Origin of the sequence: Alicyclobacillus contaminans DSM 17975 (assembly GCF_000429525.1) — a bacterium.
Lineage (GTDB): Bacteria > Bacillota > Bacilli > Alicyclobacillales > Alicyclobacillaceae > Alicyclobacillus_A > Alicyclobacillus_A contaminans.
The window spans coordinates 13,250-36,637 of sequence record NZ_AUCA01000025.1 but is presented as its reverse complement, the minus strand read 5'-3'; the positions used below and the strand labels follow the sequence as shown (position 1 = coordinate 36,637).

The following is a 23,388-nucleotide window of genomic DNA, read 5'->3' as shown; positions in this document are numbered from 1 at the left end:
GCACACGTTGTCATGGCGGGTCTCACGGCGATACAATACATAAGAACCACCACGCCGGGAATACGGGAAGGAGCATAGGAATGGAACACAGTCACCATCACCCTCATACCCATCACCATGAAGACGTGTTTCATTCTCATGCACCGGTTGGCAAGATGCGCAGCGCGTTCATTCTCACTCTGTGCATTTTCGTGATCGAATTGCTGGGCGGCGTGTGGTCGCACAGTCTGGCGTTGCTGTCGGACGCCGGGCACGTGCTGACGGATTTGGCAGCGCTTGGCCTGTCGTGGTATGCCCTGGTTCAGTCCGAACGACCGTCCAATCGCCGGATGACATTCGGTTATTATCGCGCGGGAATATTGGCGGCCCTGGTCAATGGGATGACGCTCATTGCCGTCACCGTGTGGATTTTGTGGGAAGCGGTGCAGCGGCTGCAGCACGTGGAACCCGTCACTGGGCCTTTTGTGTTTGTCAGTGCTGGAGCGGGTCTGTCAGTCAATCTGTACCTCGGATTGAGGATGCGGTACGAGGAGAACCTCAATGTGCAAAGCGCGGTTCTTCACATGCTCGGCGACGCGGTGGCCTCGGCTGGAGTCATGGTCGGCGGCGTCGTCATGTGGATAACGGGTTGGTACGTCGTGGACCCGGTGCTCAGCATCCTGATTGCACTGTTGATTGCGTTTGGGGCATGGCGGCTGGTCCGTCAAACGGTGATCATCCTGATGGAGGGAACGCCTGCAGAGGTTGACGTGGATAAGGTGAGCGCGGTCATCTGTGCCGTACCGGGCGTGCACGATGTGCACGATCTCCATGTCTGGAGCCTCACCAGCGGCATGAACGCATTGTCTTGCCACGTGGTGATGGATGGATCCCTGACAGTGCAGCAGAGTCAAGAAATTCTGCGCGATATTGAGCACCGTCTGGTTCATATGAGCATTGGGCACGTGACGATTCAGGTGGAAGATCCGGAGCATCCTCATGAACCGTCACTGCTCTGCAATGCCCAGACATCCGGCCATCGACATTGACAAGCGCTTCACGGACAGGAGCACTGCGGGGGAGCGGAGTTACTCAGACTCGGCTCCATCCAGCAGCTGTTTGCACAGATCTGGCGCCAGAATTTCATAAAACGCGTCACGGTTCACACGGTAATAGTTCCACGTTCCGTGGATATCCCGCGTAATAAAGTTTGCATCCATAAGAATCTTTAAGTGATAGGACAAGCTGGACTGCGGGATGTCGAGCACATCCGTCAAATCACACACGCACACGCGACCGCGGCGCGCCAGCACCTGAACAATCTGCAATCGCTTCTTGTCAGCGAGCGCTTTGAATTTCAATTCGTGCGATTCCCCCCCGGACGGACACAGGGGTGCCGCGGGGTTGGTATTCATCATGAGACAACCTCCAAACTCAATCGATTACACTTCCCAGTATACGGACATTTCTACAAGGCGGCAACGGAACCGCAACCGTGGAAAGGCGAGAAAGCGGGGCTTTTGATGAATGTACAAATTTATTCTGTTTGATTTGGACGGAACGCTGACCAATCCGAAAACGGGCATTGTGCGGTCCATTCAATATGCGCTGGCCCGATTTGGCATTCGCGAAACGGACGAACAAAAACTGCAGTCGTTCATCGGCCCGCCGCTGCTGGACGCCTTCAAGCAGGGCTACGGCATGGATGAAGGCCAAGCCCGGGAGGCGGTTCTTGCGTACCGCGAACGGTACGAAGCGGTGGGAATGTTTGAAAATGAAGTGATTCCGGGGATTCCGGAAATGTTGAGCACACTGAAGGAAGAGGGGCATGTGCTCGCGCTCGCCACGTCCAAACCGACGGTGTACGCGGAGAAAATCTTGACCCATTTCCACATGGCGGACGTATTCACCGCCATCTGCGGCAGTGAGTTGGATGGGCGGAACTCGGACAAGGCGGAGGTCATCGCGGCAGCGCTCAGTGCGCTGGGGCGCCCCGATGTCGGGCAGGTCGTGATGGTGGGGGATCGAAAATACGATATTCTCGGCGCCCGGCAACATCACGTGGATGCCATTGGGGTGCTGTTCGGCTTCGGTTCGGAACAGGAACTTTGTGCAGCGAAGCCCACCGCCATGGTTCGGACGGTGGGCAAGTTATCCAAGTTTTTACGGGGCGTTATGCAGTGATTTCAGTCGGAGTGGGAAGGTTTGCAGAATGGTCGACTCCGCGTCGGTGGAGCGGAGTTCCACGAGATTTGGGCCGTCGGTCCGGAGCAGCATGTGCTCAATCATCCAGGCATCCGACGGAATGACGCGGCCTTCCAGGCCATGCGGCGGGAACCAAGCCAGTGCGCCCTCCGACGTGCCTTCCGGCAGCAGCTCACCGCCGGTAATGCGCAGTTGAAACATGAACAACAGGAATTGACTGTCTCCCTCCACGCCGGGGACGACTTCCGAAATCACACCGCAAAACCGTTCGACCGCCGCATGCAAGCCGGTTTCTTCTCGGAATTCCCGGCAGATGGCGGCAGAGGGATGCTCACCGAGTTCGAGTTTGCCGCCGGGCAGACACCATTTCCCGATGAACGGCTCCTTCTCCCGGCGAAGCAGAAGAAGGTTTCCGTCCTTGAGCGCGGTGCCGATGGCAGCCGCTGTGATTTGATTGCTGTATCTGGACAAGCTTTGCGCCTCGCTTCCATTCCGTTGTCCCGGAAACTGCGGCAGTCACTGTACCGAGGCCAAAAACGCCTGGATTTTGGTCCACTCCGCTTCATCCTCAATATTGGCGTACGTCCGCCGCCCGTCTGGATGAATCACCACACGCAGCAAAGCGTATTGCTCCGTGTCCTCGAGACCCACCGCGAAGGCGTACGGCTGCCCTTCAATCTGCAGTTCGTCGGCAATGTAAAACGGGTGAACAATCCCCGCTTCATCCATCAGGTGAATGGTTTCCGGGGTCTTACAGCTGCAGGTGTCGTGTCCACAGGCACAAGCCATTTCGCATCGCTCCTTACACAATGAGATTGAGGAACTCATCCTTTGTGATCTGGCCAAAGTAATGCGTCAGGTCAATCCCGTCGAGCGCGGCGGCCAACGCATCGTGATCGCAGCGCACACCGGTGATTCGCTGTTCCAGGTCGGCCACGTCGCCCACGCCAAAGAAATCCCCGTAGATTTTGCACGACTGAATCACGCCGCGTTCGACGAATAAGCGCACATCAATCGATCCGATGGGGAACCGGTGGGAACGTTGAACGTTGAAGGCAGGCGACTTTCCGTAGTTCCAGTCCCAATTCTGGTACCGCTCTTCGGAGATTTTCCGAATCTGACGCCAGTCCTCTTCAGTGAGCTTGTACTCGGGAATCGGGGACTGCCCGCGGAAAATGAACTCGAGCAACCACTGACGGAACTGGTGAATGTCCATGGGTTTATCCAGGAACTCGGAGATGTTGGCGACGCGGCTGCGAATGGATTTGATGCCCTTCGATTCAATCTTGTCCGCCTTCACGCGGAGCGCTTGAACGACCGCGTCGATGTCCGTGTTCAGCATGAGCGTACCGTGGCTGAACATACGTCCGCGCGTGGCGAATTGCGCGTTGCCGGAGATTTTCCGTCCGCCTGCCAGAATATCGTTCCGGCCGCTGAGTTCCGCGGGAACGCCGAGTGCCCGCAGCGCTTCAATGACGGGTTCCGTAAACTTGCGGAAATTATTGAAGCTGTTCCCGTCGTTGCGGGTGATAAAGCTGAAGCTCAGGTTGCCGAGGTCGTGGTACACGGCGCCGCCGCCGGACAATCGACGGACGACCACGATGCCGTGCTCCCGAACGTATTCAGCGTTGATTTCCTCAAACGTGTTCTGATTCTTTCCAATGATAATGGAAGGTTGATTGATGTAAAACAGCAGATAGGTTTCATCGATATCGAGGTGCTTGACGGCGTACTCCTCGATGGCGAGGTTCACGCGCGGATCTGTAATACCCTGGTTGTCAATGAATCGCATTCGGTCCACCTCCTGTTGGGAACAGGTTGTCCAACCATCGTTTTCGGCGGGGGCCGCCGGATGCACGTTTGCCTTGGCCCAAACCGAAGGGTGAGATTTGGGATCTCACCTAGTATAAACGTTTTGCTGCCACCGTGCACGGTTCGGGAATAGCGCGGGTGAAAAGACCGCGTCGCAGCGTTCGGGCGGTGCGACGTTACCCGAGCATGCGGCGTACATGCGCCTCCGCCGCGCGCCGCAGCGGCCGTCCCACCACGGGCAGCCGGCCGAAAGCCGCAGGCGTCAACTCTCCTGCTACCAGCAGATACGTGGTGCCCGCCATGACCATGAATGTGGCCCAGAGAACGGGATGGTGGTCAAACCGCAGGTGGTCGGGCACCCGGCGAGCGGTCATGCACATTGCGCAGACCACCACCCCGCAGAGGAACGCCTGGCAGACTGTCGTATAGGGGAACGCGAACGGAGACGTGCGGATTGTCATATGGAGCAGGATGGCCGTCTGCGCCAACACGGCCAGTGCGCAGGTGATGAGGATGCCGGCCACCGCCAGGTGCCACACGCCAAGACACCACCAGAGGCTCAGGAGCCGCAGGACGTCCGCAACGAGACCGCTGTACAACAGACCTCTGCTTTGGCCCTGGGCCTGCAGGGCGGCACCGAGGGGCGCCTGTAGATACAATGGGAAGGCGATAGGAGCCAACCACGCCAACAGCGGTGCGGCTCCCGTGGCCCCGAACCAGCGGCAGAGGTCCGGTGCCAGGACATAGAGTGCGGCGCTGGCGGGGATGGCTATCATAGCAACGACGCGAACGGTGCTGCGGAGTGCATGGCCCAACACTTCTCTCCCTTGCTCAACGCGCTGGTGAGTGAGGGTTGGCAGCAGGGCCGTAGCCATTCCGTCCGTCACGAACATGGGGGCACACAACAGTGGGAGGGCGACCGCCGCGTACTCCGCGATCATAACCTCGGCTTGGTGCGAACCGTACTGAAGGGCGAGGTAGTGTTCCGCCAACGGCAACTCCACCGCGTAGCCGGCGCTTGCCAGCAGGGATTGGAGCGTCGGGGACAGCGCCATGCGGAGAACAGACAGGTAGAGCGCCCTGTGGCGTTGCTCAGGTTCTCCACGCGGCCCGGTCTTCAGGCGTCCAGCCAGCCGCAGGAAAAGGAGTGTGGACACAAGGAACAAGAGTTCGAACAGTTCGGACGCGGTGAGGAGAAACATTCCCATTTCAGCACCGGTCAAATCCTGATGAGGACCGGGGGTTTGCGTCACAAAGAACAGCAGTGCAACGCGTGTGGCAATCTCCAACGTCTGCGCCAATGCTGGCGGCATATTCATGCCGAGCCCCAGCAGGGCGGCCTTGATGGTGGCGGACAGACTGTTCATCACGAGGAGAGGGACGGAGAGCAGTAAGAGCTGTACGACGTCCGGATTGTCCAATTGCAAGGGGTGTGCCAACCCGACGGTGACAAACAGGAACAGAACACTGGACAGCGCGGCGAATCCAGCGGTCCATGCGCATGCGCGTGCGAGACCATGCGGAATGGCGCGGGATGTCTGGCGTCCAGTGGATGATAGCAGGCGCGTGACGGCCTGCGGAATGCCGACGGTGCCCAGGGCGGAAGCCACGCCGAGCACCGGCAACACCGTGCGAAGGAGGCCGCTCGATCCGAGACCGTAGAAATCCACAAACCGCGCGAGGAACCAGAGACCGAGCGCGCGTGAGATGAGTTCAGACAGACTGTACACAGCGGACGCTTGAACGGGAAACGCCGTGTTCATGCGCGCAGCCTCCCTCCTGGCGATTCTGCTTCGCGTGCCGGCCGTGGCATCGCTGGATGTGCGCATCGCCGAGCACGCAAAGAAGGGACAAGATCCAGCCCGTTTTCATGTCTACGCAATGCGACTGTCGAATACAACAAAAACAGGCGCCGGGACTCGACGCCTGTTTGTGCTTCGAATGGCATATTACTTCGAGGACGTGGGCTGGATAGCATCGAACACAGGAACCACGGCGCCCTGGAAGTGCGACTTAATGTACGCCGCTACATCCGGCGAGGTGAGCGCCTTGTCCAGCGCCTGAATGGCGGGCTTGTTTTCGTCGCCCTTGCGCACCACCACGCAGTTCGCGTAGGTCTTGGCCGCCAGCGAGTCCGCCTTTTCCGAGTACAACGCTTCGGACGGCTTCAATCCTGCGTCAATCGCATAGTTGCCATTGATGACCGCGTAATCCACATCGCGCAGTACCCGCGGGATAGTTCCTGCTTCCAGCTCCTGAATCTTGAGGTGATGCGGATTTTGAACAATGTCCTGGACGGTCTCCGACAGCGAATTCGGATCTTTCAGTTGAATCAACCCGGCATCCTGCAGCAGGAGCAGCGCCCGCGCTTCATTGGTTGTATCATTTGGAACCGCCACCGTGGCGCCATCCTTCACGTTCGTCAGAGACTTGCTGCGGCCCGCGTAGAGTCCGAGCGGCTCAAAGTGGACCGACACGGTGGGTACCAAGTCGGTGCCGTTCTTTTTGTTGTAATCATTCAGATACGGGACGTGTTGGAAATAGTTTGCATCCAGATCCCCGCTGGCCAGGGCGCGGTTCGGTTGGATGTAATCCTGGTATACCACCACTTCCAAGTCAATGCCTTCCTTCGCCAGCTTCGGTTTCACGTAATCCAAAATTTCCGCGTGCGGCGTAGGGTTGGCTCCAACCTTGAGGACTATCGGCTTGCCATTCGATGCGCCGGTCGCGTTCGACGAGTTGTTGTCGGCCGACGCGCCGCAGCCTGCCAACAGCACAACGCTGGTCACCGCAGCTGCCACCGTCTTGAAGTAGGATGTGATTTTCATGGTTTCCCCACTCCTTTTCTTTTCTCGCTCTCGAGAGAGCCGGACATATCAAAACCCTCTTTCCAGGGGAAAGAGGGCGTATGAGTGTCTCCGCCTCTTATCTCCCGGAACATGATTCCGCAGGAGTTAGCACCGTGCATTTCTGCCGGTTGCCGGGCATCATTGGGCCAGTCCCTCAGCCTTCTCTCGATAAGAGCTTGTGTGCTATGATATTTGTAGCGCATCCATCGCGCCGATTACACCACCCGATGATAGACGCGCCAGGAACGAAAGTCAACAACTTGACAAAAAATTTTTGAGCAATACAATAAACAGCATTGTCAGCGGCATCCGAACATTGTTCACGTACTGGAATTGCGCGCTGATATCGGTACGGCGGTGGACGTCGCTGGCGGCTGGACCGTTCACCCCATCGAAATCGAATATAACGGTGTCTCATCCAGAGTGGCAGAGGGACAGGCCCTGCGAAGCCACGGCAACCGAATCTTTACGGTGCCAATTCCTGCGGACGTTGCTCGCATGCGTTTCGTCCGAAAGATGAGAGAAGAGCTGACGGTGTGCGCCCTTCTCGGGCGCTTTTTTCGTGCAGGGATGCTGCCGTAGCGCCCCTGACTCGTCGGACGAAGAAATCTGTGGACAAAGGGAGGGATTTCGGTGATTGTTCTCGACCATATCACCAAAACATACAAATCCCGTCATCAGACCGTGACCGCGGTCCAAGACGTGTCGCTGCGCGTGGAAGACGGTGAGATTTTTGGTTTAATCGGGTATTCGGGCGCGGGGAAGAGCACGCTTCTGCGGTGCATCAACCTGCTGGAACGTCCGACCGCAGGCCGGGTGGAGGTGGATGGAACTGATCTCACTCAGCTCGGCCGGCGCGAATTGCAGCAAGCGCGAAAGAAAATTGGCATGATTTTTCAACATTTTCATCTGCTGAATTCCGCCTCTGTGGCGGACAACGTCGCGTTTCCCCTGCGGCTGGCGCGCGTGCCGCGGCGAGCGGCGATGGACAAGGTGCATGAATTGCTGGAGTTGGTGGGGCTGCGCGGCTTTGAAAAACATTACCCGGCGCAGCTCTCCGGCGGGCAGAAGCAGCGGGTGGCGATTGCGCGCGCCTTGGCAAATGATCCAGACGTGCTGTTGTGCGATGAGGCCACATCCGCGCTCGATCCGGACACCACCCAGGCGATTCTCGACCTGCTCCTCGATATTCACCGCCGCCTCGGTTTGACCATGGTCATGGTCACGCACGAGATGTCGGTGATTCAACGGATGTGCGACCGCGTGGCGGTGATGGAACACGGCAAGGTGGTGGAATTGGGGCGCGTGGCGGATGTCTTTTTGCAACCGCAGCACGAGGTCACGCGCCGCCTGCTGAACGTGGACGGGCGCCATCGACGTACGGTGCTGCCGAGCCACGCAACGTCGGCGCCGGTCTTCGAAGTCACGTTTGTGGGTGACATGACGTATGCGCCCGTGTTGGCGGAGGTAGCCCGCGAAACCGGGGCGTCGTTCAGCATTCTCGAAGGCAGCATCGGGGCGTTGAAAGATGTGCCGTACGGCAAGCTGTTGGTGGCTTGGCAAGGTGAAGAGGATGCAGTGGCTGCGGCCGTAGCGGCTTTACGTACCAAGGGTTGCGGGGTGGAGGAGCGTCGCCTGACCCCTGTTGCAGTGGAGGTGTGATACATGTTGTCTGATGTGGTTTGGCCGGAGGTTTGGCAGGCAAGCCTGTCGACCCTGTACATGGTGGCCGTCGCCACTGTGCTGGCAGTGGTGATTGGGTTGCCCATCGGTGTTCTGCTCTATCTGTTTTCCAAGCGGGCATCGGTTCAGCATCGAGTGGTCTATGAACTGTTGTCCGTCATCGTGAACATTTTCCGATCCGTACCGTTCATCATCCTCCTCATCGCTCTGATCCCGTTCACCGAATGGGTGGTGGGAACGTCCATTGGGACCAACGCAGCCATCGTGCCGTTGGTGGTGGGCGCTGCCCCGTTCTACGCGCGCCTAGCGGAAACAGCGCTGCGCGAAGTGGACGCAGGCGTCATTGAGGCCGCCCAATCCATGGGCGCGTCCACCTGGCAGATTGTGTACAACGTCCTGTTGCCGGAAGCCAGGCCGGGGCTCATCTCCGGGGTGACCATCACGGCGGTGGCGCTGATCAGTTATTCAGCCATGGCCGGTGTGGTGGGCGGCGGCGGCCTTGGAGACCTCGCCATCCGGTACGGATACGAACGATTTCAGACGGACGTGATGTTTGTTACCATTGTGATCATGATTGTGATGGTGCAGGTGATGCAATGGATTGGCGACCGCATCGTCGCCTCGGTGTCGAGAAAACGGTCAAGGGGATGACGGGATGTTCACACACGTGGTATTGTTCCGACTCAAGCCGGAAGCCAAGACCCAAGCATCGGCCTTGGTGGCGCAGGCCCGCGCCATGAAAGGGCGGATTCCAGAACTGGAAGATATCGAAGTGGGCGTGGATGTCGTGCACTCGGCACGCAGCTATGACATTGCGTTGATTGCGCGACTTGCCGACAAATCAGCGCTCGAGCGGTATGCGGTGCATCCCGTACACCAAGAGTTGCTCCAGGTGCTCACACCTGCCGTGGAGAGTTCGGTGGCTGTGGATTTTCTTACGGAATGACGATACATCGCCCTCTGGTCAGCCACAAGGTGGAGCGCCTGACCAGAGGGCCTTCACTTTCTCTCGGCGAATTTTATTCGTTCGGGCGTCCGGTGCTTTCGACCTCCGTTCGTGTTGGGCATGGACGCGTATCTCCTTCGTACAGGACGCGATACAACCACTCGCTCGGTATTCGAATCGGTGCCATCGACGAGAAGCGTGGGCCGGTGTGGTTAAGAAGATCGCGCGCATCCACTGGATCCGGTTGCGCCTGGAGACCCGCCAGGTGAGCGAAGACACCCAACACGCGCTGTGCCGGGACACCCGCGTGGCGCAGCGCGGCCAAGGACGCGTCCTCGTGCCGCTTCGCCAAGCGCCGTCCGTTCTCGTCGCAGAGCAGAGGGACGTGGGCAAATCGCGGAACGGTACGGTGCAGCGCTTTGAACAGCACGGTTTGAATCGCCGCTGACGTGAGCAAATCGGCCCCTCTCAGCACATGGGAAATGTCCATCTCCGCATCGTCCACGACCACGGCCAGTTGATACCCAATGATCCCGTCGGACCGTTTGATCACCACATCCGGGAGAAACCGCGCGGCCACCGTTTGCACGCCTGCATGGATATCGTGAAACCGAATTGTCTCGTCCGGTATACGGAGTCGCCACGAAGGCGTTTTGTCCCGAGCGCGCTCCGTCCGTTTGGCTTCATCCAGGTCTCTGCAGGCGCAGCGTACAGGCGCTGAATCACCGTCCGCATGGGGAGCGCTGGCGATGGCGAGTCGTTCGGATCGAGTGCAGAAGCAGGGGTACAGCCATCCGCTATGCACCAATTGTTGAAACACCTGCTCATAGCGGTGCACCCGCTCACTCTGGACGTAGGGCGCATGCGGGCCGCCGACACCGGGACCTTCATCCCAGTCCAGCCCGAGCCAGCGAAGGTCCGCCGGAATGGTCTCCGCATACGCTGGCTTGCAGCGTGCGAGATCCAGATCCTCCATGCGGAGCACCAGGGATCCGTTGTGACGGCGTACCTGCAGCCAAGCCCATAGGGCAGTCCATGCGTTGCCGAGGTGCATTCGTCCGGACGGGGTGGGTGCGAATCGCCCTCGAACTGTGGACGCTGGCATGACCATCCCCCCTGTATCAACTCTTTACGCATGATACGGCAAGAGCAGGGGAGGGTTCAAGGGCAAGGAGAACGGGTCAGAATTCATCGTTCGGACGCGGCCCTCCGATGGTCAGGACGGTGCGGAGCGCAACAGCCATCAGCAGCATGCCTGCGCCCATCAGCACACCGGCACTCCAACAGAGGAACGGTTGCCACGGGACAAGCGTAGTGTCGAGCCACGGCGCGACGACGGCTATCATCACGCCCGCCAGGTAGATCCAGAAGGACGTTTCCGTCAGCCGGTGAGGAACCATGTCATCGATGGACGGCGCGCTTTTGCGTTCGGGGCGTCGGCTGAAACGGTATTCGAACCAAAGAAACGGCACAATCTTTTGCATGTACGCCAACATCAGGGCCACAAGGCCGCCGAGCGCGTACAGCACCGCCGCAGATGAAACGAGGGCGTCCTGATGCAGTGCCAGAGCCGCACTGAGCAAAATTTGCGCAGCCGTAAACTGGAAAGAGGCCACCAATGCATGCCGAACCGGACGCACAAGGCGCCGGCGCTTTCGCGCTCGGAGAATCTGCGTGAGATCCCAGGCGAATGCTGCTGCTCCGAGACTCACGCCGAGGGCGCCGAGGTCGCGGACAAGGGTGGCGCGAAGCCCCGCCATCCACGCCGACACCAATAGACATGCGTATCCGCAGGTGTACAGCACCATGGTGCGCCGCAGGGAAACGGTGTACTCGTGGCTGAGGCTGAACATGGGAATCAGTTTGTACGACAGGACCATCACCAAACTGCCCCAGAACGCGTACCCACCGACGATCACGTGAGAATGAACCAATGAGGGACCGGCCGCGCTCGGTGCGAGTGCCTGTATGACGCCAATACAGAGGACCAGGCACAGGCCGACGATGGGGAGAAGCAGGTGGCGGTGGACGATGGTTCGGTTTTTTGCCTGTCGAAAACTGCGCAGGATGTGTCCAAGAAATGCGCCGGTCGCACATATCAACGAAAGACCGCCCACGCCCACCCAGGGCCATGATGCGAGGATGAACCCCCATGTGATGAACAGTACGGACACCATGTGCCACGGCAGATGCCAATACAGCACGTGGCGCGGCACCGCAGGCGCCTGGAAGGCAATCGGAATCATTTGATACATCACGCCCAAAGCAACGGTCAACATGAAGCCGAGGATGAGTGCGTGGATCTCCGCCAGAGAGGCGGGGGTGAAGACCCCACCGCGCTGCCAGTCGCCAAGCATCGCGCCGATGGGGAACATCGCCAGGGCGCCGAACGCAAGGCCGGTCAGCAAATAATACACGGTGGCGGACAATCGCTTTTTCGTCAATGGTTCTTGCAAACGCCTTCCCCTCCGAGCGGTGGATATCCCCTTCCATTGTATCCTGGCGTCCGTTCCACGGACTGTGGGATGGATCACATCGGAGGGACCGGCTGCATTTGACTTTGCTTACTTTTTGTAATAAATTGACGTTGTTCTAGCATTTTAGATCCCACCGCATCTGCGACAGAGCTACATACGCTTCACCAGTCGTGCGGCCCAATCCTTGAAGTCCTCGAGGGAAGGCTGCTTGCCCGCCTCTTTGCAGGTTTGCTGATAGAGCGCCCAAATGGCCGCCTCCGGCCGTTTCTCGCGTTTGACGGAAGTCATGTGGGGAAATACCTCCTAATTCGTCGGCTGTCCGGCACTTTGCATTGGCCGGGCTTGTTCTCTAGGATTGTACCCAGGGAGGCGCCGGAGGTTGCACGTTGCGGGTTTGCGGTGAGGCTGCGCTCCAGTGGGGAATGGCACACTACAGACAAGGAGCTGAGTGGAGACATGGCGCACTTGTTCGAACCGTTTCAACTCAAAGGTCTAGATTTGAAGAATCGAATTGTCATGGCCCCCATGTGCCAGTATTCGGTCACGGCCAAGGATGGCAAACCGAACGATTGGCATTTTACGCATTATACGAGCCGAGCCGTCGGCGGCACGGGATTGATTCTGATGGAAATGACCGACGTGCATCCGGATGGCCGAATCACCGATTATGACCTGGGATTATGGTCTGACGACCAAATTCCGGCCTTTGCCCGGATCATTGATGCGGTGCATGGCTATGGCAGCAAAATTGGCATCCAAATTGCCCACGCCGGCCGCAAAGCGGAAGATGCCGCTCAGCCGGTCGCACCGTCTCCGATTCGGTTTGAGGGAAGTCAATACAAAACGCCGCGCGAGATGACGACGGATGAAGTCAAACGGATGGTCGAGTTGTTTGCGGACGCGGCCAAGCGGGCGGTGGCTGCGGGCGTGGACACGGTGGAACTGCATGGTGCGCATGGCTATCTGATTCACCAATTCCATTCTCCTTCCACCAACCGTCGGTCCGACGAGTACGGACAGGACCTGGCCCGCTTCGGCGTGGAAGTCGTGCAGGCTGTGAAGAGCCAACTGCCCAGCCAGATGCCGCTGTTGATGCGGGTGTCTGCGGTCGAATACGTGGATGGTGGTTACGGGTTGGAGCACATGATTGAGATCTGTCGTGAATACCAGCGCGCAGGGGTGGATATGTTCCACGTCAGTTCCGGTGGCGAAGGCCGTCCGGGGGCGCGCAAACCGGGGAACTACCCCGGGTATCAGGTACCGTTTGCTCGCGCCATCAAGGAAGCGTTGCACATCCCCGTGATTGCCGTGGGGATGTTGGAAGACTTCCACGTCGCGGAATCTGTGGTCGGAAACTGTGACGCGGACCTCGTGGCCATAGCTCGGGGCATGCTTCGCGATCCGTACTGGGCGATCCACGCCGCGCAAGCCCTTGGGGTGACGCCGGAGGTGCCGAAGCAGTACACGCGGGCGTTCTAAAGGCGCGCGAGTCGGCAGACAGCGAGTGTATTGAATCACACAGCACGGAGGGACAACGATGAGTCTGCAGGGGAAAATCGTATGGATCACGGGCGCGGGGAAAGGCATCGGCAAAGCCATCGCAGAACAACTGGCCGCAGAGGGTGCGAACCTGGCTCTGATGGCCCGTACAGATTCTGATTTGGAACAGGTGGCCAACGCTGTTCGCAGCGCGCATGGCGTCCGGGTCGCGACGGCCACGGTGGATGTGTCAGACCGGGCGCAGGTGGTTGCCGCAGCCGCGAAGCTGCGGGAAGACCTGGGCCCGGCCGATGTGCTCATCAACAACGCGGGTACGGCAACGTTCGGATCGGTTCTGGAGATGGATCCGGAAGAATGGGAACGCATCATCCGGGTGAATTTGTTGGGGACCTATTACGTGACGCACACTGTGTTGCCGGACATGGTGAAACGGCAAAGCGGGGCCATCATCAACATCAGCTCCACGGCCGGGCAGCGCGGTGCGGCGACCACTTCGGCCTACTCCGCCTCGAAATTCGGCGTGATAGGCTTCACGGAGTCGCTGATGCAGGAAGCCCGCAAGTTCAATATTCAGGTCACGGCGCTCACTCCGAGCACGGTCAATACGGAACTGGCTGTGAAGGCCGGACTCAAGATTGGTCCGGAAGACCGGATGATGCAACCGGAGGACGTGGCCCAATTGGTGGTGTCCATCCTGAAGCTGCCGCCGCGGGTGTTTGTCAACGTGGCGGGCATTTGGACGACCAATCCTCAATAATCCTTCATTCTTCGCGAGATCCACAGAGCCGCAGGTTTCCATGCCTGCGGCTCTTTGTTTGTTCTTGGTGAATCGCCAGACGTCTGCAGGGATTGACAGATGGCTTTGGATGGACAAAACTGGAACTGTCTCTCGGTTTGACCACGGGCTTGGAGGTCGTTGCGACATGGAAACGTTGGTGGATGCTCTGCCGCCCGCTCCAGATCCCGTGCTCACGGTGGAGAATCTGACCGTGGTACGCGGCGGCAAGAAAGTCGTGCAGGGCATTGATTTTCAACTGAAACGAGGTGAGGTGTTTGGACTCATTGGCCCCAACGGCGCTGGAAAGAGCAGCACCATCGGCGGATTGCTCGGGCTGCATCCGCTCGATGATGGCGCCATTATCGTGGATGGGCAACGGTTTGGCCGTGGGCGTACCCTGCCGGTTTCATTGCGGAGACGCATCGCCTACATTCCTGAGCAGCCGATGTACTATCCAGATTTGACACTGAGGGAGCACCTGGAATGGAAACAGCGACTCTGGAACATGGTTGAACGAAGCGAGTGGGATCAACGGATTCAGGAACTGGTGGATGATTTTCAATTGCTTCCGCACATGGACAAGCTGCCGCACGAATGTTCCAAGGGGACGCTTCAAAAATTGATGATTGTATCGGCACTGTTCGTTCCCTTCGACATTCTGATTGTCGATGAGCCGTTCGTCGGCCTCGACGTGATTTCCATTCGGAAACTGCGCGAGCGAATGGAACGCGTTCGGGCGGAGGGGGCGGCGTTGCTGGTATCGACGCACGTGCTGGACTCCGCCGAACGCATGTGCCATCGCTTCGGCTTCATGATGAACGGACGGTTGTTCGCACAGGGGACATTGGCCGATCTGCGGTCGATGGCGGGCAATGTTGGGACCTCGTTGGAGGATATTTTCATCCACATGTTTGAAGCGATAGGAGGGTATTCGGTCGGCCATGAGGACGCGTGAGGCCCGCCTGCTCGCCGAATGGTCGGCACGGCGCATTGGGTACTCCATCCGGTTTTGGACCAAGTACCTGAGGCTGGTGGTGGACTGGACCGTCGCTCTCTACATCGTGATTCCAGGCCTGGCGCTGCTGACGTACAGTGTCGTTCAATATTACCGCGGCGCGTGGACGAAGGGACTGAGCCCCGCGACCATCATCCTTCCGCACATTCCGCTCGCCGTATTGGTGGACGGATTGCTGTTGATACTCTTGTTCCTCTATCACCTTGTCAGCTATGGTGGGGTGACATGGCCGCTGAACAGCGGAGATCGACTGTTTCTACTGCTGTCCCCAGTGCGCCGGTGGAGCGTTCTCACAACACTGTGGGGGGAAAATTTCTGTGTATGCCTGGCTTGGTTTGCCTTTGTCGGGGTGGTGGGAACCCCCATCATGTGGGTGCTCGGGGTTCCGACGATTCGGTGGGTCGCGTTGATGCTATTGCTGGCAGCCTACACCGCCACGGTTCGAATCATCAGTCGCGGCCTCTCTCCACAGGGGGCGGGCGGGTGGCTGCGCTGGGGGGTGTTCCAGCTGTTCCGCGTGGTGACCGCGCTGCCGGGAATGATGGTTGCGAGTCGCCTGCTGTTGACTCAGGATATTCGGTGGCTGTGGGCGTTCGCGGTGGTGATTGGAACGGGACTCGCGGTGGCGGTGCCGATGTTGGCGATGCGGTCGTGGGAGACATACTACGACATGGGCGCCGTGCGCTCGTTGAAGAACTTGGCGCTGCCCGCCGACATGGAGTCTCGCAGCCAGTTGCATCCATGGATGAAGCGCCCCTCGCAGTGGCTGGTTGGAGGCGTGGAGCGGCTTCTGCATCGTCCGTTGCAGCCGATGGTATGGTGGATACTGCTGCGCTCCCTGCGCCGTCAGGGCACCCTCCGTGATCTGTGGCTGCTCACCATGGCCGCGCTCACCAGTGCGTTCGGTCCCCCGTGGTTTGCCATCAAGATGGTGTGCGTGGCTTTCTGGGTATTCATGGCCTTCGAGTGGTGGGGGTTTTGCATTCGCCCCCTGTATGAGTCCGCCATCCAACAGCAGCAGGTGGTAGATCCGTGGCAGCTCAAATTGCCCGCGGAACGGATGCGACTGGGATTTGCCCTCGGACTGGGTGTCTTATGGCTCGTGCTCTGGGCAGGTCTGCGATGGCTGGGGCGATGAAATGATATTGTTGAAAAAAGTAAGCAACTATATTAATATTCGTTTGAAGCGAAAGACCACACTGGAGCAAAGAAGGGGTATCCATCGTGAAAATTGTGGCGATTGTCGGAAGTTTGCGGCGGGAATCATATAACATGCAATTGGCGCGCACCATGCAGGAGCGGTACCGTGATCGGTTGGACATCGAGATTCTGGATATCCGGCAACTTCCATACTATGATCAGGACGAAGAGAACCATCCACCCGAGACCGTGGTTCAGTTCAAACGACAAATCGCGGATGCCGACGGCGTGCTCATCATCACGCCGGAATACAACTGGTCTGTGCCGGGCGTGCTGAAGAACGCCATCGACTGGGCGTCGCGTGTGGACAAAGTGTTCATCGGGAAACCGGTGATGACGGCTGGCGTTTCCCCGGCGATGCTCGGAACCGTCAGGGCACAGCTGCATCTGCGCGAGATTCTCGCGAGTCCCGGCGTGCAGGCGAAGGTGTTGCCTCCCGGAGGGAATGAAGTTCTTATCAACTTCGCAGGGCAGAAGTTTGACGCAATCACCGGCCGACTGACGGACCCGGTGACGCTCGAGTTCCTCGACACCGTGGTTGATAAGTTTATCGCCTTCATCCAGATGTCCGCCGCACAGGCGTGAAGAACGGTACCCCAAGCGCTTGTGCAGAGACATGGGTTCATGCTCGAGTGAGCGGCGTCCTCCCGACACAGGGTCCGGGCGCCGCAGACCGGGCGATGACAAGATTCAAGTCCCCGACATTCCTCCGTGTTCCTCTCTCTATCTTTCATCTCCGTATACCAATTACGGTACGATGCGGTATCACGCTCCGGGTTATCCGGAAACGCGATGGGGACACCGTATCCTCCAATGACGCGAACGACTGCGTATCGAGTATTGTCATTGCAGGAGGTGGTCGGCATGCAGGAGCGCGAACCTCGCGTGGACGAACAGGCACTGCACCGACGAACGGTGCAGGCGCAATTCGGTCCGGTTGCGGATCGGTATGTGACCAGTGAAGGGCATGCGAAGGGCGGGGACCTGGTGGAACTGGTGGACTGGCTTCGGCCGGAACCGGGGTGGCGCGTGCTCGATGTGGCCACGGGCGGAGGGCACGTGGCCAAAGCGTTATCACCTCACGTGGCCCGTGTGGTGGCGAGTGATGTCACCAAACTCATGTTGATGGCGGCTCGCCAACACTTGGCGGCGGCCGGTTGTGACAACGTCGATTATGTGCTTGCGGACGCAGAGCAGTTGCCCTTTCTGGACGCCTCGTTTGACGTGGTGACGTGTCGGATTGCCCCGCATCATTTTCTGCGTCCTGACGTGTTTGTGCGCGAATCACACAGGGTTCTGCGGCCTCAAGGCCGATTGCTCATCATAGACAATGTGGCCCCACCCGAGTCTGAGGCTGCGGAATACATCAATACCATCGAAAAAATGCGCGATCCGAGCCACGTCCGCTGTGCCTCGGTGGATGAGTGGCGGCTGTGGTTGAATGCCGCCGGATTTGACATCGTCCGGGAGCGTACGCGCAGAAAAGCGTTTCCATTTACGACGTGGGTTCGCCGCATGGTCCATGAGGACGGGCTGACTGCGGACCTTGAACAGTACATGCTGCAGGCGTCCGCTGCAGGCCGGGAGTACTTCTGCGTCGTGGAGAAACATGGTCATGTGGAATCCTTCGAGGGCGACGAGTGGATGGGACTCGCAGTCAAACGATGACCCCGAACGCCTTCGCAGGTCTCCGTTCCGAATGAAGGGCCGGATTCATGAGCGGCATCGCGCTGCAAGACCACGTGACCAACGAACCTTTGTCAGGAGTGATTTGAGTGAACGTGCTGGTCATTTATGCACACCCAAATCCAAACAGTTTCAATGCGGCCATTCTCAAACAGGTTGAGCGCGGATTACTTATACCATGGATTCTCCCAAGTGGTACGCACGGTTCTGGCGCAGAAGCGCCGAGTGGGTGGCCGTGTGGGCCGGCACGTTGAAATTCTGTGGACTTCATCCCGTGAGGCGATTTGTATTCGCCCGCGTCAAGGGCAGTTCTGAGTCCAAGCGGCAGAAATGGCTGGAGCAGGTCTACCGTCGGATTCGCCATGGCCTGCCGGTTTCGTCCAACGGGCGGGATGGAGCGGTATGGACGGGATGATGCAATACGTCACGGCTCACCCGCCTTCCGCTGCAGATCCGCGTCGGCGCCGACGGCCAGTATCGGCGGACAGAGCGCCTGGATCAATCGCGCTTCCAGTTGCTCAATGTAGGTTGTCTTTACGGTTTCTTCAAATGCGAGCAGTTGCTGCGCGACGGCATCGAGGATGTCTGCCAACACGTCTTCCGTCAATGCCTTGCCCAGAAATCGTTCTTCCAACAGCTGATGAATGCCAGACTGACGCAGCCACTCTGCGGTGAACGAATCGTACACGTCCACAAACAGCCGCCAGCAGGCCGGAGGGAGGTCGTGGAGAATGTCCGGATTGACCAGATAAACCGACAGGTATCCGTCCGATTCCATGAGACAGGGCTGGTAATGTTTGCGCAGCAATGCGCCGATTTTTCGTTTGGTCCAAGATTCCACATCTATGACTGCATGCACGGACACGTGCACTCACCTTTCTCCTATCCAGTGTCGCTCGAGGGGAGTGGGAAACGCTTTGTGAGAGCAATTGCACCACATGAAAGGGTAGTGGTGCTCCGAGAATCGTTCTTTTCCGCAATGATCACATCGATATCGAATGGCGTTTGAAACACAGATGACAATGCCTGGGAGGGGCGGCGAAGACGTCAGTACCGTCGGTGACCAGTGGTGAGGCATGGGCTCGACGTGCTGTTCGCGCGAGGGCAACGTCACGTTCAGTTGCTCACCGGACGGATGAACGAACGTGCGTCTGCCGCCATAGTACTTCACCGCGTTGTGACGGGACGCCGCTTCCACGTAATGGATGAAAACCTGATCCGTCCGGTTTCCAATGTCACCGATGTGCAGGGTCCCAGTCAGACGATACCATCGAAACGGCGTGCGCGCCACGAAATTCACCCGCCTCATCCATTCTAAATGATAGACGATGGTCAAGGTGCAAATGTCACACGAAGTTGGCAACTTTTTTGTAACGATCCGCGACTTCTTCAAAGTTCCACGAATTATGGGATGTGACGCAGTCCTCTGCCGGTGCGGATATCTTGAATCCCTTCTTCACATACGCCATAGGCGCGCCAGAAGCAGGTACTGCAGAGCGAATGAATGTCGTGAGGCACGACGTGGTGTCGAATGCGGTCTTCCACGGTTCGCCAGGGTATCTGTTGCCCAATGCGCAGATGCAATTGTTCGAGAACGGCGGTATCGCGCTGGAAGATGTGGTCGTCCTCACAATGGCGGGGCTGTGATGGTGGGAATTTCGCGCACAGATCATCCGGTCCGCTCACCAGCAGCAACGGGGTATCGGGGTACGACCGCAACGTTTGATGGACGTGCGTCATGTTGGAAACATATTCATTGGAATAGCCCATGCCGCGGTATCCAACGAGACACAACAGGTGGTGGCCGCGCAATTGGAACACGGATCAACCCTCCAAGCCTTTCAGATGGGATATCGACATGGTACCATGCCCGGCGGATGAGGGGGAAAGCGAATGGGTCACAGGCGCCGCCGAGGTGTAAATGTGCATCCACTGATGGGACGACGATTCGACGCTTGTGCTATGCTGAGCACAGTGGCCCGCCGTGGTCATCAACATCCTCAGGGAGGAGGACCGCGTATGTTGGAAACCGTATTCACGAAATGCCTCGGCATTCAATATCCCATCATCCAGGCCGGCATGGCGGGCGGCATCACCACGCCGACACTGGTGGCCGCCGTCGCCAACGCGGGCGCGCTTGGGACGATTGGCGCAGGATATCTGTCTTCCGCGCAATTGCGGACTGCCATCCGTGAGGTTCGAGACCGGACCGACAAACCGTTCGCGGTCAACTTGTTCGTTCCGAAAGCGGTCACCGTCTCTGAGGTGGATATCCAGCAGATGAACGAATACTTGGAGCCCATTCGCCGCGAATTGGGCATCTCGGGCACCTGCTCCGCCGACGGGGCGGTGGATGAGCAGCGTTACGTGTTTGAGGAACAGATTCAGGTGATCTTGGACGAACAGGTTCCTGTGTTCAGCTTTACCTTCGGCATTCCCGAACCTCATGTGATGCAGGCGTTGCAACGGCGAGGGGTAAGGATTCTCGGTACGGCAACCACGGTGGAGGAAGCTGTGGCGTTGGAGACCGCGGGCGTGGATTGTGTGGTTGTGCAGGGCAGCGAGGCAGGCGGACATCGCGGAACATTTCTGTCGCATCCGTCCCGGGCACTGATTGGCACACTGGCCCTAGTTCCACAGGTGGTGGACGCGGTATCCATCCCGGTCATCGCCGCGGGCGGCATCATGGATGGACGAGGACTGGCCGCCTGTCTGGCGCTTGGGGCTGCCGGCGTTCAGATGGGAACGGCGTTTCTGTCGTGCCCAGAAAGCGGTGCGCATCCGCTGTACCAGCAGCGCGTGTTGACAAGCCGCGAGGATGAGACGGAGGTTACGAGTGCATACTCCGGAAAACTGGCGAGAGGCATTCGAACAGAGTTCATGAACCGAATGGCGCAGTATGCCGGGACCATCCCCGAGTATCCTGTTCAGAATCAGTTGACGCAAGACATTCGACGCGCGGCCGCTCAGCAACAGAATGCGGAATTCATGTCGATGTGGTCCGGTCAGGGTCTGCGCTTGGCGAAGCGCCGGGCCGCTCGGGACGTTGTCCGGGAGACGATGGACCAAGCCGTAGCGGTCCTGGAACGGTTGGCCGGTCGTTCAGACGGATCGCCGATTTGAATTCTTGCCCTCTCATCTCCCTCCTCTGTTCACCCCGCCGACAAGCCGGCTATACTTTGAGTGAATGAGGGGGGACGCAACATGCGGGAGGAGCAATGGCAGGCTATCGTGCGGTGCGACCGCGCATACGATGGGCAATTTGTGTACGCAGTCCGGACCACGGGCGTCTTTTGTCGGCCGTCGTGCAGGTCCCGGACGCCGAAACGCAGTCATGTGTTGGTGTTTCCCACGGCCGCAGCTGCGCTCGCCGCTCAATTCCGGCCGTGCAAACGCTGCCGTCCCCAAGCAGAGCAGCTGCCCGACGACGATTTGGTTCGACGCACGGTTCAGTATTTGGATGCTCACTTCTCAGAACCGCTCACCCTGGAGATCATTGCAGACGCCGTGCACATGAGCCCGTACCACCTTCACCGTACGTTTAAGCGAGTGATGCAGGTGACGCCGGCGACTTATGTGCGGTACAAGCGAATATCTGAAGCGCAGCGGTGGCTTCGGGAATCTGAGATTTCGATGGTCGAGTTGGCCGAACGCCTGGGGTTTGGCAATGGCGGATATTTTTCTACCGTGTTTCAAAAGGTGGTTGGAATGAGTCCGACGACGTATCGCGCCATCGCTCGGGAAGGGGTATCGTTGGACAAAGATCTTCGGTGACAAGGACAGGTGGCCGCACGGATTCACGGTGCGTCTGAACCTGCCCACTTCATGCCGTCGGATGTGCCCGCCAGTCTTGCTCTTTTGGCCGCGTACAATGCGATGTCCGCTTTGCGAAGCAGTGTACTCCCGTCGGTTCCATCCGCAGGATAGCTTGCGATTCCAATGGACGCCGAGATCTCCAAGGTGACCGCTTGGGTGACTATGGGCTGACGGACAGCGCGTAGTATGTTCTCCACCATGACGTTCACTTCCACTGGAGGTAACGCGGGAAAGATGAAGGCAAACTCGTCTCCGCCCATACGGGCGACCGTATCCATCCTGCGTATGACTTGCGTCATTCGATCCGCCACGATGACGAGCACCAAATCGCCTTGATCATGTCCCCACCGGTCATTGATCTCCTTGAAGTCATTGAGGTCGAGCAGCGCAACGCACCGTCCCGTCAGCATGGACTGTGCGAGCGACAACTCGCGTGTCAAGCGTTCGTGAAACAATCGACGGTTGGGAATCCGCGTGAGATAATCATAGTAGGCGAGAAAATGGTTTTCCCGGTTCAGACGCTCTTTTTCGATGACGAAACCGGCCGTCAGGGTCCAAAGCCTGACGATCTCCGTCTCGAATGTGGACAATGGCCGCGGTTTCTGAGAGCCGAGCAAAAACAGGCCAATGCTTATTTCTTTCGAATTCCGGATGGGCTGCATCTACGCCACATGCACGCCGGATGCTCGGTACGCGTCGGATAGGTGATGCATGAAATCTTCGATATCTCATGTCTCATCCGCACCGGAACTGCGAACGGGACGCATGCTCGTCTCCATCATGATGGATTCCGGAAGATTGACGCTGGCGCGCAGTGTAAAGGACACCGACTCCGGTTTTGTTTCCAGCACCCAGATGGCTGCGATGCAATCCCCGAAACGCCGTTCGACCCCCGTGATGAGCAACGACAACATGTCCTGGAGGGAGGTTTCCGTAACCAAGCCCTTCAATATTTCCATTTGAATCTGCATGACGCCGTCCGCCGAAGAAACCTCGATAGATATTTGCGTCTGAAAACTAAGTTTTGGAATCTGTTCTTTCTGTCATCTCTCGACGGTCGCGGCGGTGTCGCGTTTGACAGTAATGCCCTACAGGGGTATGGTTTTTTCGAAAACCCAAGGTGAGGTGCTCTCCGATGTGTCCCGAACTTCATCATCACAGTTATACCCCGAAAAAGGACGACCTCCTGAGACGTTTGAAACGGATTGAAGGGCAAGTGCGTGGAATCCAAAAGATGATTGATGAGGAACGGTACTGCGTGGACATTCTGATTCAAATTGCGGCCATCAAGAGTGCAATGCATCAGGTTGGCCTGTCGATATTGGAATCGCATACCCGAGGCTGTGTCGCGGATGCCATAGCTAATCACAAGGACGGGGAAGCCAAAATTGAGGAATTGATGGATGTGATTCGTCAATTCGCCAAGTCGTAACGACGGTCGG

27 protein-coding genes, 1 pseudogene and 2 riboswitches are annotated in these 23,388 nt (G+C 58.3%); of the genes and pseudogenes, 15 read left to right on the top strand and 13 right to left on the bottom strand.

Features of this window, described 5'->3' with window-relative positions; genetic code table 11:
• Positions 1-80 precede the first annotated feature (80 nt).
• Positions 81-1,028 (top strand): cation diffusion facilitator family transporter, encoded by a 948-nt coding sequence (locus G463_RS0110445; protein WP_026975123.1) that lies wholly within the window; start codon positions 81-83, stop codon positions 1,026-1,028.
• Positions 1,029-1,067: 39 nt separating this feature from the next.
• Here the strand turns inward: G463_RS0110445 and G463_RS0110440 are convergent, their stop codons facing one another.
• Complete coding sequence (locus G463_RS0110440) at positions 1,068-1,397, bottom strand: ArsR/SmtB family transcription factor (protein ID WP_281171075.1); 330 nt, start codon at positions 1,395-1,397, stop codon at positions 1,068-1,070.
• Positions 1,398-1,506: 109 nt separating this feature from the next.
• Between G463_RS0110440 and G463_RS0110435 the strand changes: the two genes are divergently transcribed.
• Positions 1,507-2,163 carry an HAD family hydrolase gene (locus tag G463_RS0110435; RefSeq protein WP_026975121.1) on the top strand — a complete coding sequence of 219 codons (657 nt, stop codon included), beginning with the start codon at positions 1,507-1,509 and terminating at the stop codon, positions 2,161-2,163.
• Here the strand turns inward: G463_RS0110435 and G463_RS21775 are convergent.
• The 5 genes from G463_RS21775 to G463_RS0110410 all read right to left on the bottom strand — a co-directional run bounded on the left by G463_RS21775 (position 2,143) and on the right by G463_RS0110410 (position 6,824).
• Positions 2,143-2,655, bottom strand: a complete 513-nt coding sequence (locus tag G463_RS21775) for an NUDIX hydrolase (RefSeq protein ID WP_051322189.1) — start codon at positions 2,653-2,655, stop codon at positions 2,143-2,145. The genes G463_RS0110435 and G463_RS21775 overlap by 21 nt on opposite strands.
• Before the next feature lie 45 nt (positions 2,656-2,700).
• Positions 2,701-2,973 (bottom strand): DUF1292 domain-containing protein, encoded by a 273-nt coding sequence (locus tag G463_RS0110425; RefSeq protein WP_026975120.1) that lies wholly within the window; start codon positions 2,971-2,973, stop codon positions 2,701-2,703.
• Positions 2,974-2,986: 13 nt separating this feature from the next.
• Positions 2,987-3,976 carry a lipoate--protein ligase gene (gene lplA / locus G463_RS0110420; RefSeq protein ID WP_026975119.1) on the bottom strand — a complete coding sequence of 330 codons (990 nt, stop codon included), beginning with the start codon at positions 3,974-3,976 and terminating at the stop codon, positions 2,987-2,989.
• A 196-nt stretch (positions 3,977-4,172) separates the two neighbouring features.
• Positions 4,173-5,759, bottom strand: a complete 1,587-nt coding sequence (locus tag G463_RS0110415; RefSeq protein WP_026975118.1) for an MATE family efflux transporter — start codon at positions 5,757-5,759, stop codon at positions 4,173-4,175.
• Between the two features lie 186 nt (positions 5,760-5,945).
• Entirely contained in the window at positions 5,946-6,824 is an 879-nt protein-coding gene (locus G463_RS0110410; protein WP_026975117.1) for a MetQ/NlpA family ABC transporter substrate-binding protein, read from the bottom strand.
• Positions 6,825-6,918: 94 nt separating this feature from the next.
• Positions 6,919-7,020: riboswitch (SAM riboswitch) on the bottom strand.
• Between the two features lie 236 nt (positions 7,021-7,256).
• Positions 7,257-7,368, top strand: a riboswitch (SAM riboswitch).
• Between the two features lie 110 nt (positions 7,369-7,478).
• On the opposite strand from G463_RS0110410, the gene G463_RS19915 reads away from it, so the two are divergent.
• Genes G463_RS19915 through G463_RS0110395 form a run of 3 tightly spaced genes read left to right on the top strand, consistent with a single transcriptional unit; the run spans position 7,479 to position 9,474 of the window.
• The gene (locus G463_RS19915; RefSeq protein ID WP_051322188.1) at positions 7,479-8,507 is read left to right on the top strand and encodes a methionine ABC transporter ATP-binding protein; all 1,029 of its coding nucleotides are present in this window, start codon (positions 7,479-7,481) and stop codon (positions 8,505-8,507) included.
• 3 nt (positions 8,508-8,510) lie between these two features.
• A complete protein-coding gene (locus tag G463_RS0110400; protein WP_035486810.1) occupies positions 8,511-9,179 on the top strand; it encodes a methionine ABC transporter permease in 669 nt (222 codons plus the stop codon).
• Between the two features lie 4 nt (positions 9,180-9,183).
• Positions 9,184-9,474: a Dabb family protein gene (locus G463_RS0110395; protein ID WP_026975115.1), complete on the top strand. Its 291-nt coding sequence runs from the start codon at positions 9,184-9,186 to the stop codon at positions 9,472-9,474.
• A 73-nt stretch (positions 9,475-9,547) separates the two neighbouring features.
• On the opposite strand, the gene gluQRS is transcribed toward G463_RS0110395, so the two are convergent.
• The 3 genes from gluQRS to G463_RS22830 form a co-directional block, all read right to left on the bottom strand.
• Entirely contained in the window at positions 9,548-10,579 is a 1,032-nt protein-coding gene (gene gluQRS, locus G463_RS19910; protein ID WP_051322187.1) for a tRNA glutamyl-Q(34) synthetase GluQRS, read from the bottom strand.
• A gap of 76 nt (positions 10,580-10,655) precedes the next feature.
• A complete protein-coding gene (locus tag G463_RS0110385) occupies positions 10,656-11,930 on the bottom strand; it encodes a hypothetical protein (RefSeq protein WP_026975114.1) in 1,275 nt (424 codons plus the stop codon).
• 171 nt (positions 11,931-12,101) lie between these two features.
• A complete protein-coding gene (locus G463_RS22830; protein ID WP_156900169.1) occupies positions 12,102-12,239 on the bottom strand; it encodes a hypothetical protein in 138 nt (45 codons plus the stop codon).
• A 168-nt stretch (positions 12,240-12,407) separates the two neighbouring features.
• On the opposite strand from G463_RS22830, the gene G463_RS0110375 reads away from it, so the two are divergent.
• From G463_RS0110375 to G463_RS19900, 7 genes and pseudogenes are all read left to right on the top strand, one after another.
• Positions 12,408-13,430 (top strand): NADH:flavin oxidoreductase/NADH oxidase, encoded by a 1,023-nt coding sequence (locus G463_RS0110375; RefSeq protein ID WP_026975113.1) that lies wholly within the window; start codon positions 12,408-12,410, stop codon positions 13,428-13,430.
• A 58-nt stretch (positions 13,431-13,488) separates the two neighbouring features.
• Positions 13,489-14,208 (top strand): 3-ketoacyl-ACP reductase, encoded by a 720-nt coding sequence (locus G463_RS0110370; RefSeq protein WP_026975112.1) that lies wholly within the window; start codon positions 13,489-13,491, stop codon positions 14,206-14,208.
• 166 nt (positions 14,209-14,374) lie between these two features.
• Positions 14,375-15,184: an ABC transporter ATP-binding protein gene (locus G463_RS19905; protein ID WP_051322186.1), complete on the top strand. Its 810-nt coding sequence runs from the start codon at positions 14,375-14,377 to the stop codon at positions 15,182-15,184.
• Entirely contained in the window at positions 15,171-16,382 is a 1,212-nt protein-coding gene (locus G463_RS0110360; protein ID WP_026975111.1) for a hypothetical protein, read from the top strand. Before G463_RS19905 ends, G463_RS0110360 begins: the two co-directional genes overlap by 14 nt.
• Positions 16,383-16,468: 86 nt before the next feature.
• Positions 16,469-17,029, top strand: a complete 561-nt coding sequence (locus G463_RS0110355; RefSeq protein WP_026975110.1) for an NADPH-dependent FMN reductase — start codon at positions 16,469-16,471, stop codon at positions 17,027-17,029.
• A gap of 279 nt (positions 17,030-17,308) precedes the next feature.
• Positions 17,309-18,112, top strand: a complete 804-nt coding sequence (locus tag G463_RS0110350; RefSeq protein WP_035486798.1) for a class I SAM-dependent methyltransferase — start codon at positions 17,309-17,311, stop codon at positions 18,110-18,112.
• A gap of 107 nt (positions 18,113-18,219) precedes the next feature.
• Positions 18,220-18,545, top strand: a pseudogene (locus G463_RS19900) (hypothetical protein).
• 9 nt (positions 18,546-18,554) lie between these two features.
• Here the strand turns inward: G463_RS19900 and G463_RS0110340 are convergent.
• Together G463_RS0110340 and G463_RS0110330 are read right to left on the bottom strand one after the other, a co-directional pair.
• A complete protein-coding gene (locus G463_RS0110340; protein WP_026975107.1) occupies positions 18,555-19,001 on the bottom strand; it encodes a hypothetical protein in 447 nt (148 codons plus the stop codon).
• A gap of 533 nt (positions 19,002-19,534) precedes the next feature.
• Complete coding sequence (locus G463_RS0110330; RefSeq protein WP_342663820.1) at positions 19,535-19,870, bottom strand: DUF1284 domain-containing protein; 336 nt, start codon at positions 19,868-19,870, stop codon at positions 19,535-19,537.
• A 279-nt stretch (positions 19,871-20,149) separates the two neighbouring features.
• On the opposite strand from G463_RS0110330, the gene G463_RS0110325 reads away from it, so the two are divergent.
• Entirely contained in the window at positions 20,150-21,253 is a 1,104-nt protein-coding gene (locus tag G463_RS0110325; protein WP_035486792.1) for an NAD(P)H-dependent flavin oxidoreductase, read from the top strand.
• Between the two features lie 81 nt (positions 21,254-21,334).
• Positions 21,335-21,904 (top strand): bifunctional transcriptional activator/DNA repair enzyme AdaA, encoded by a 570-nt coding sequence (locus tag G463_RS0110320; RefSeq protein ID WP_035486789.1) that lies wholly within the window; start codon positions 21,335-21,337, stop codon positions 21,902-21,904.
• 23 nt (positions 21,905-21,927) lie between these two features.
• On the opposite strand, the gene G463_RS19895 is transcribed toward G463_RS0110320, so the two are convergent.
• On the bottom strand, positions 21,928-22,536 hold the full coding sequence (locus tag G463_RS19895; protein WP_169725467.1) for a GGDEF domain-containing protein: 609 nt from the start codon (positions 22,534-22,536) through the stop codon (positions 21,928-21,930).
• A 138-nt stretch (positions 22,537-22,674) separates the two neighbouring features.
• On the bottom strand, positions 22,675-22,917 hold the full coding sequence (locus tag G463_RS0110310; protein WP_026975102.1) for a hypothetical protein: 243 nt from the start codon (positions 22,915-22,917) through the stop codon (positions 22,675-22,677).
• 164 nt (positions 22,918-23,081) lie between these two features.
• Here G463_RS0110310 and G463_RS0110305 point away from each other — a divergent pair, with 164 nt between their 5' ends.
• The gene (locus G463_RS0110305) at positions 23,082-23,378 is read left to right on the top strand and encodes a metal-sensitive transcriptional regulator (RefSeq protein ID WP_026975101.1); all 297 of its coding nucleotides are present in this window, start codon (positions 23,082-23,084) and stop codon (positions 23,376-23,378) included.
• Positions 23,379-23,388 lie beyond the last annotated feature (10 nt).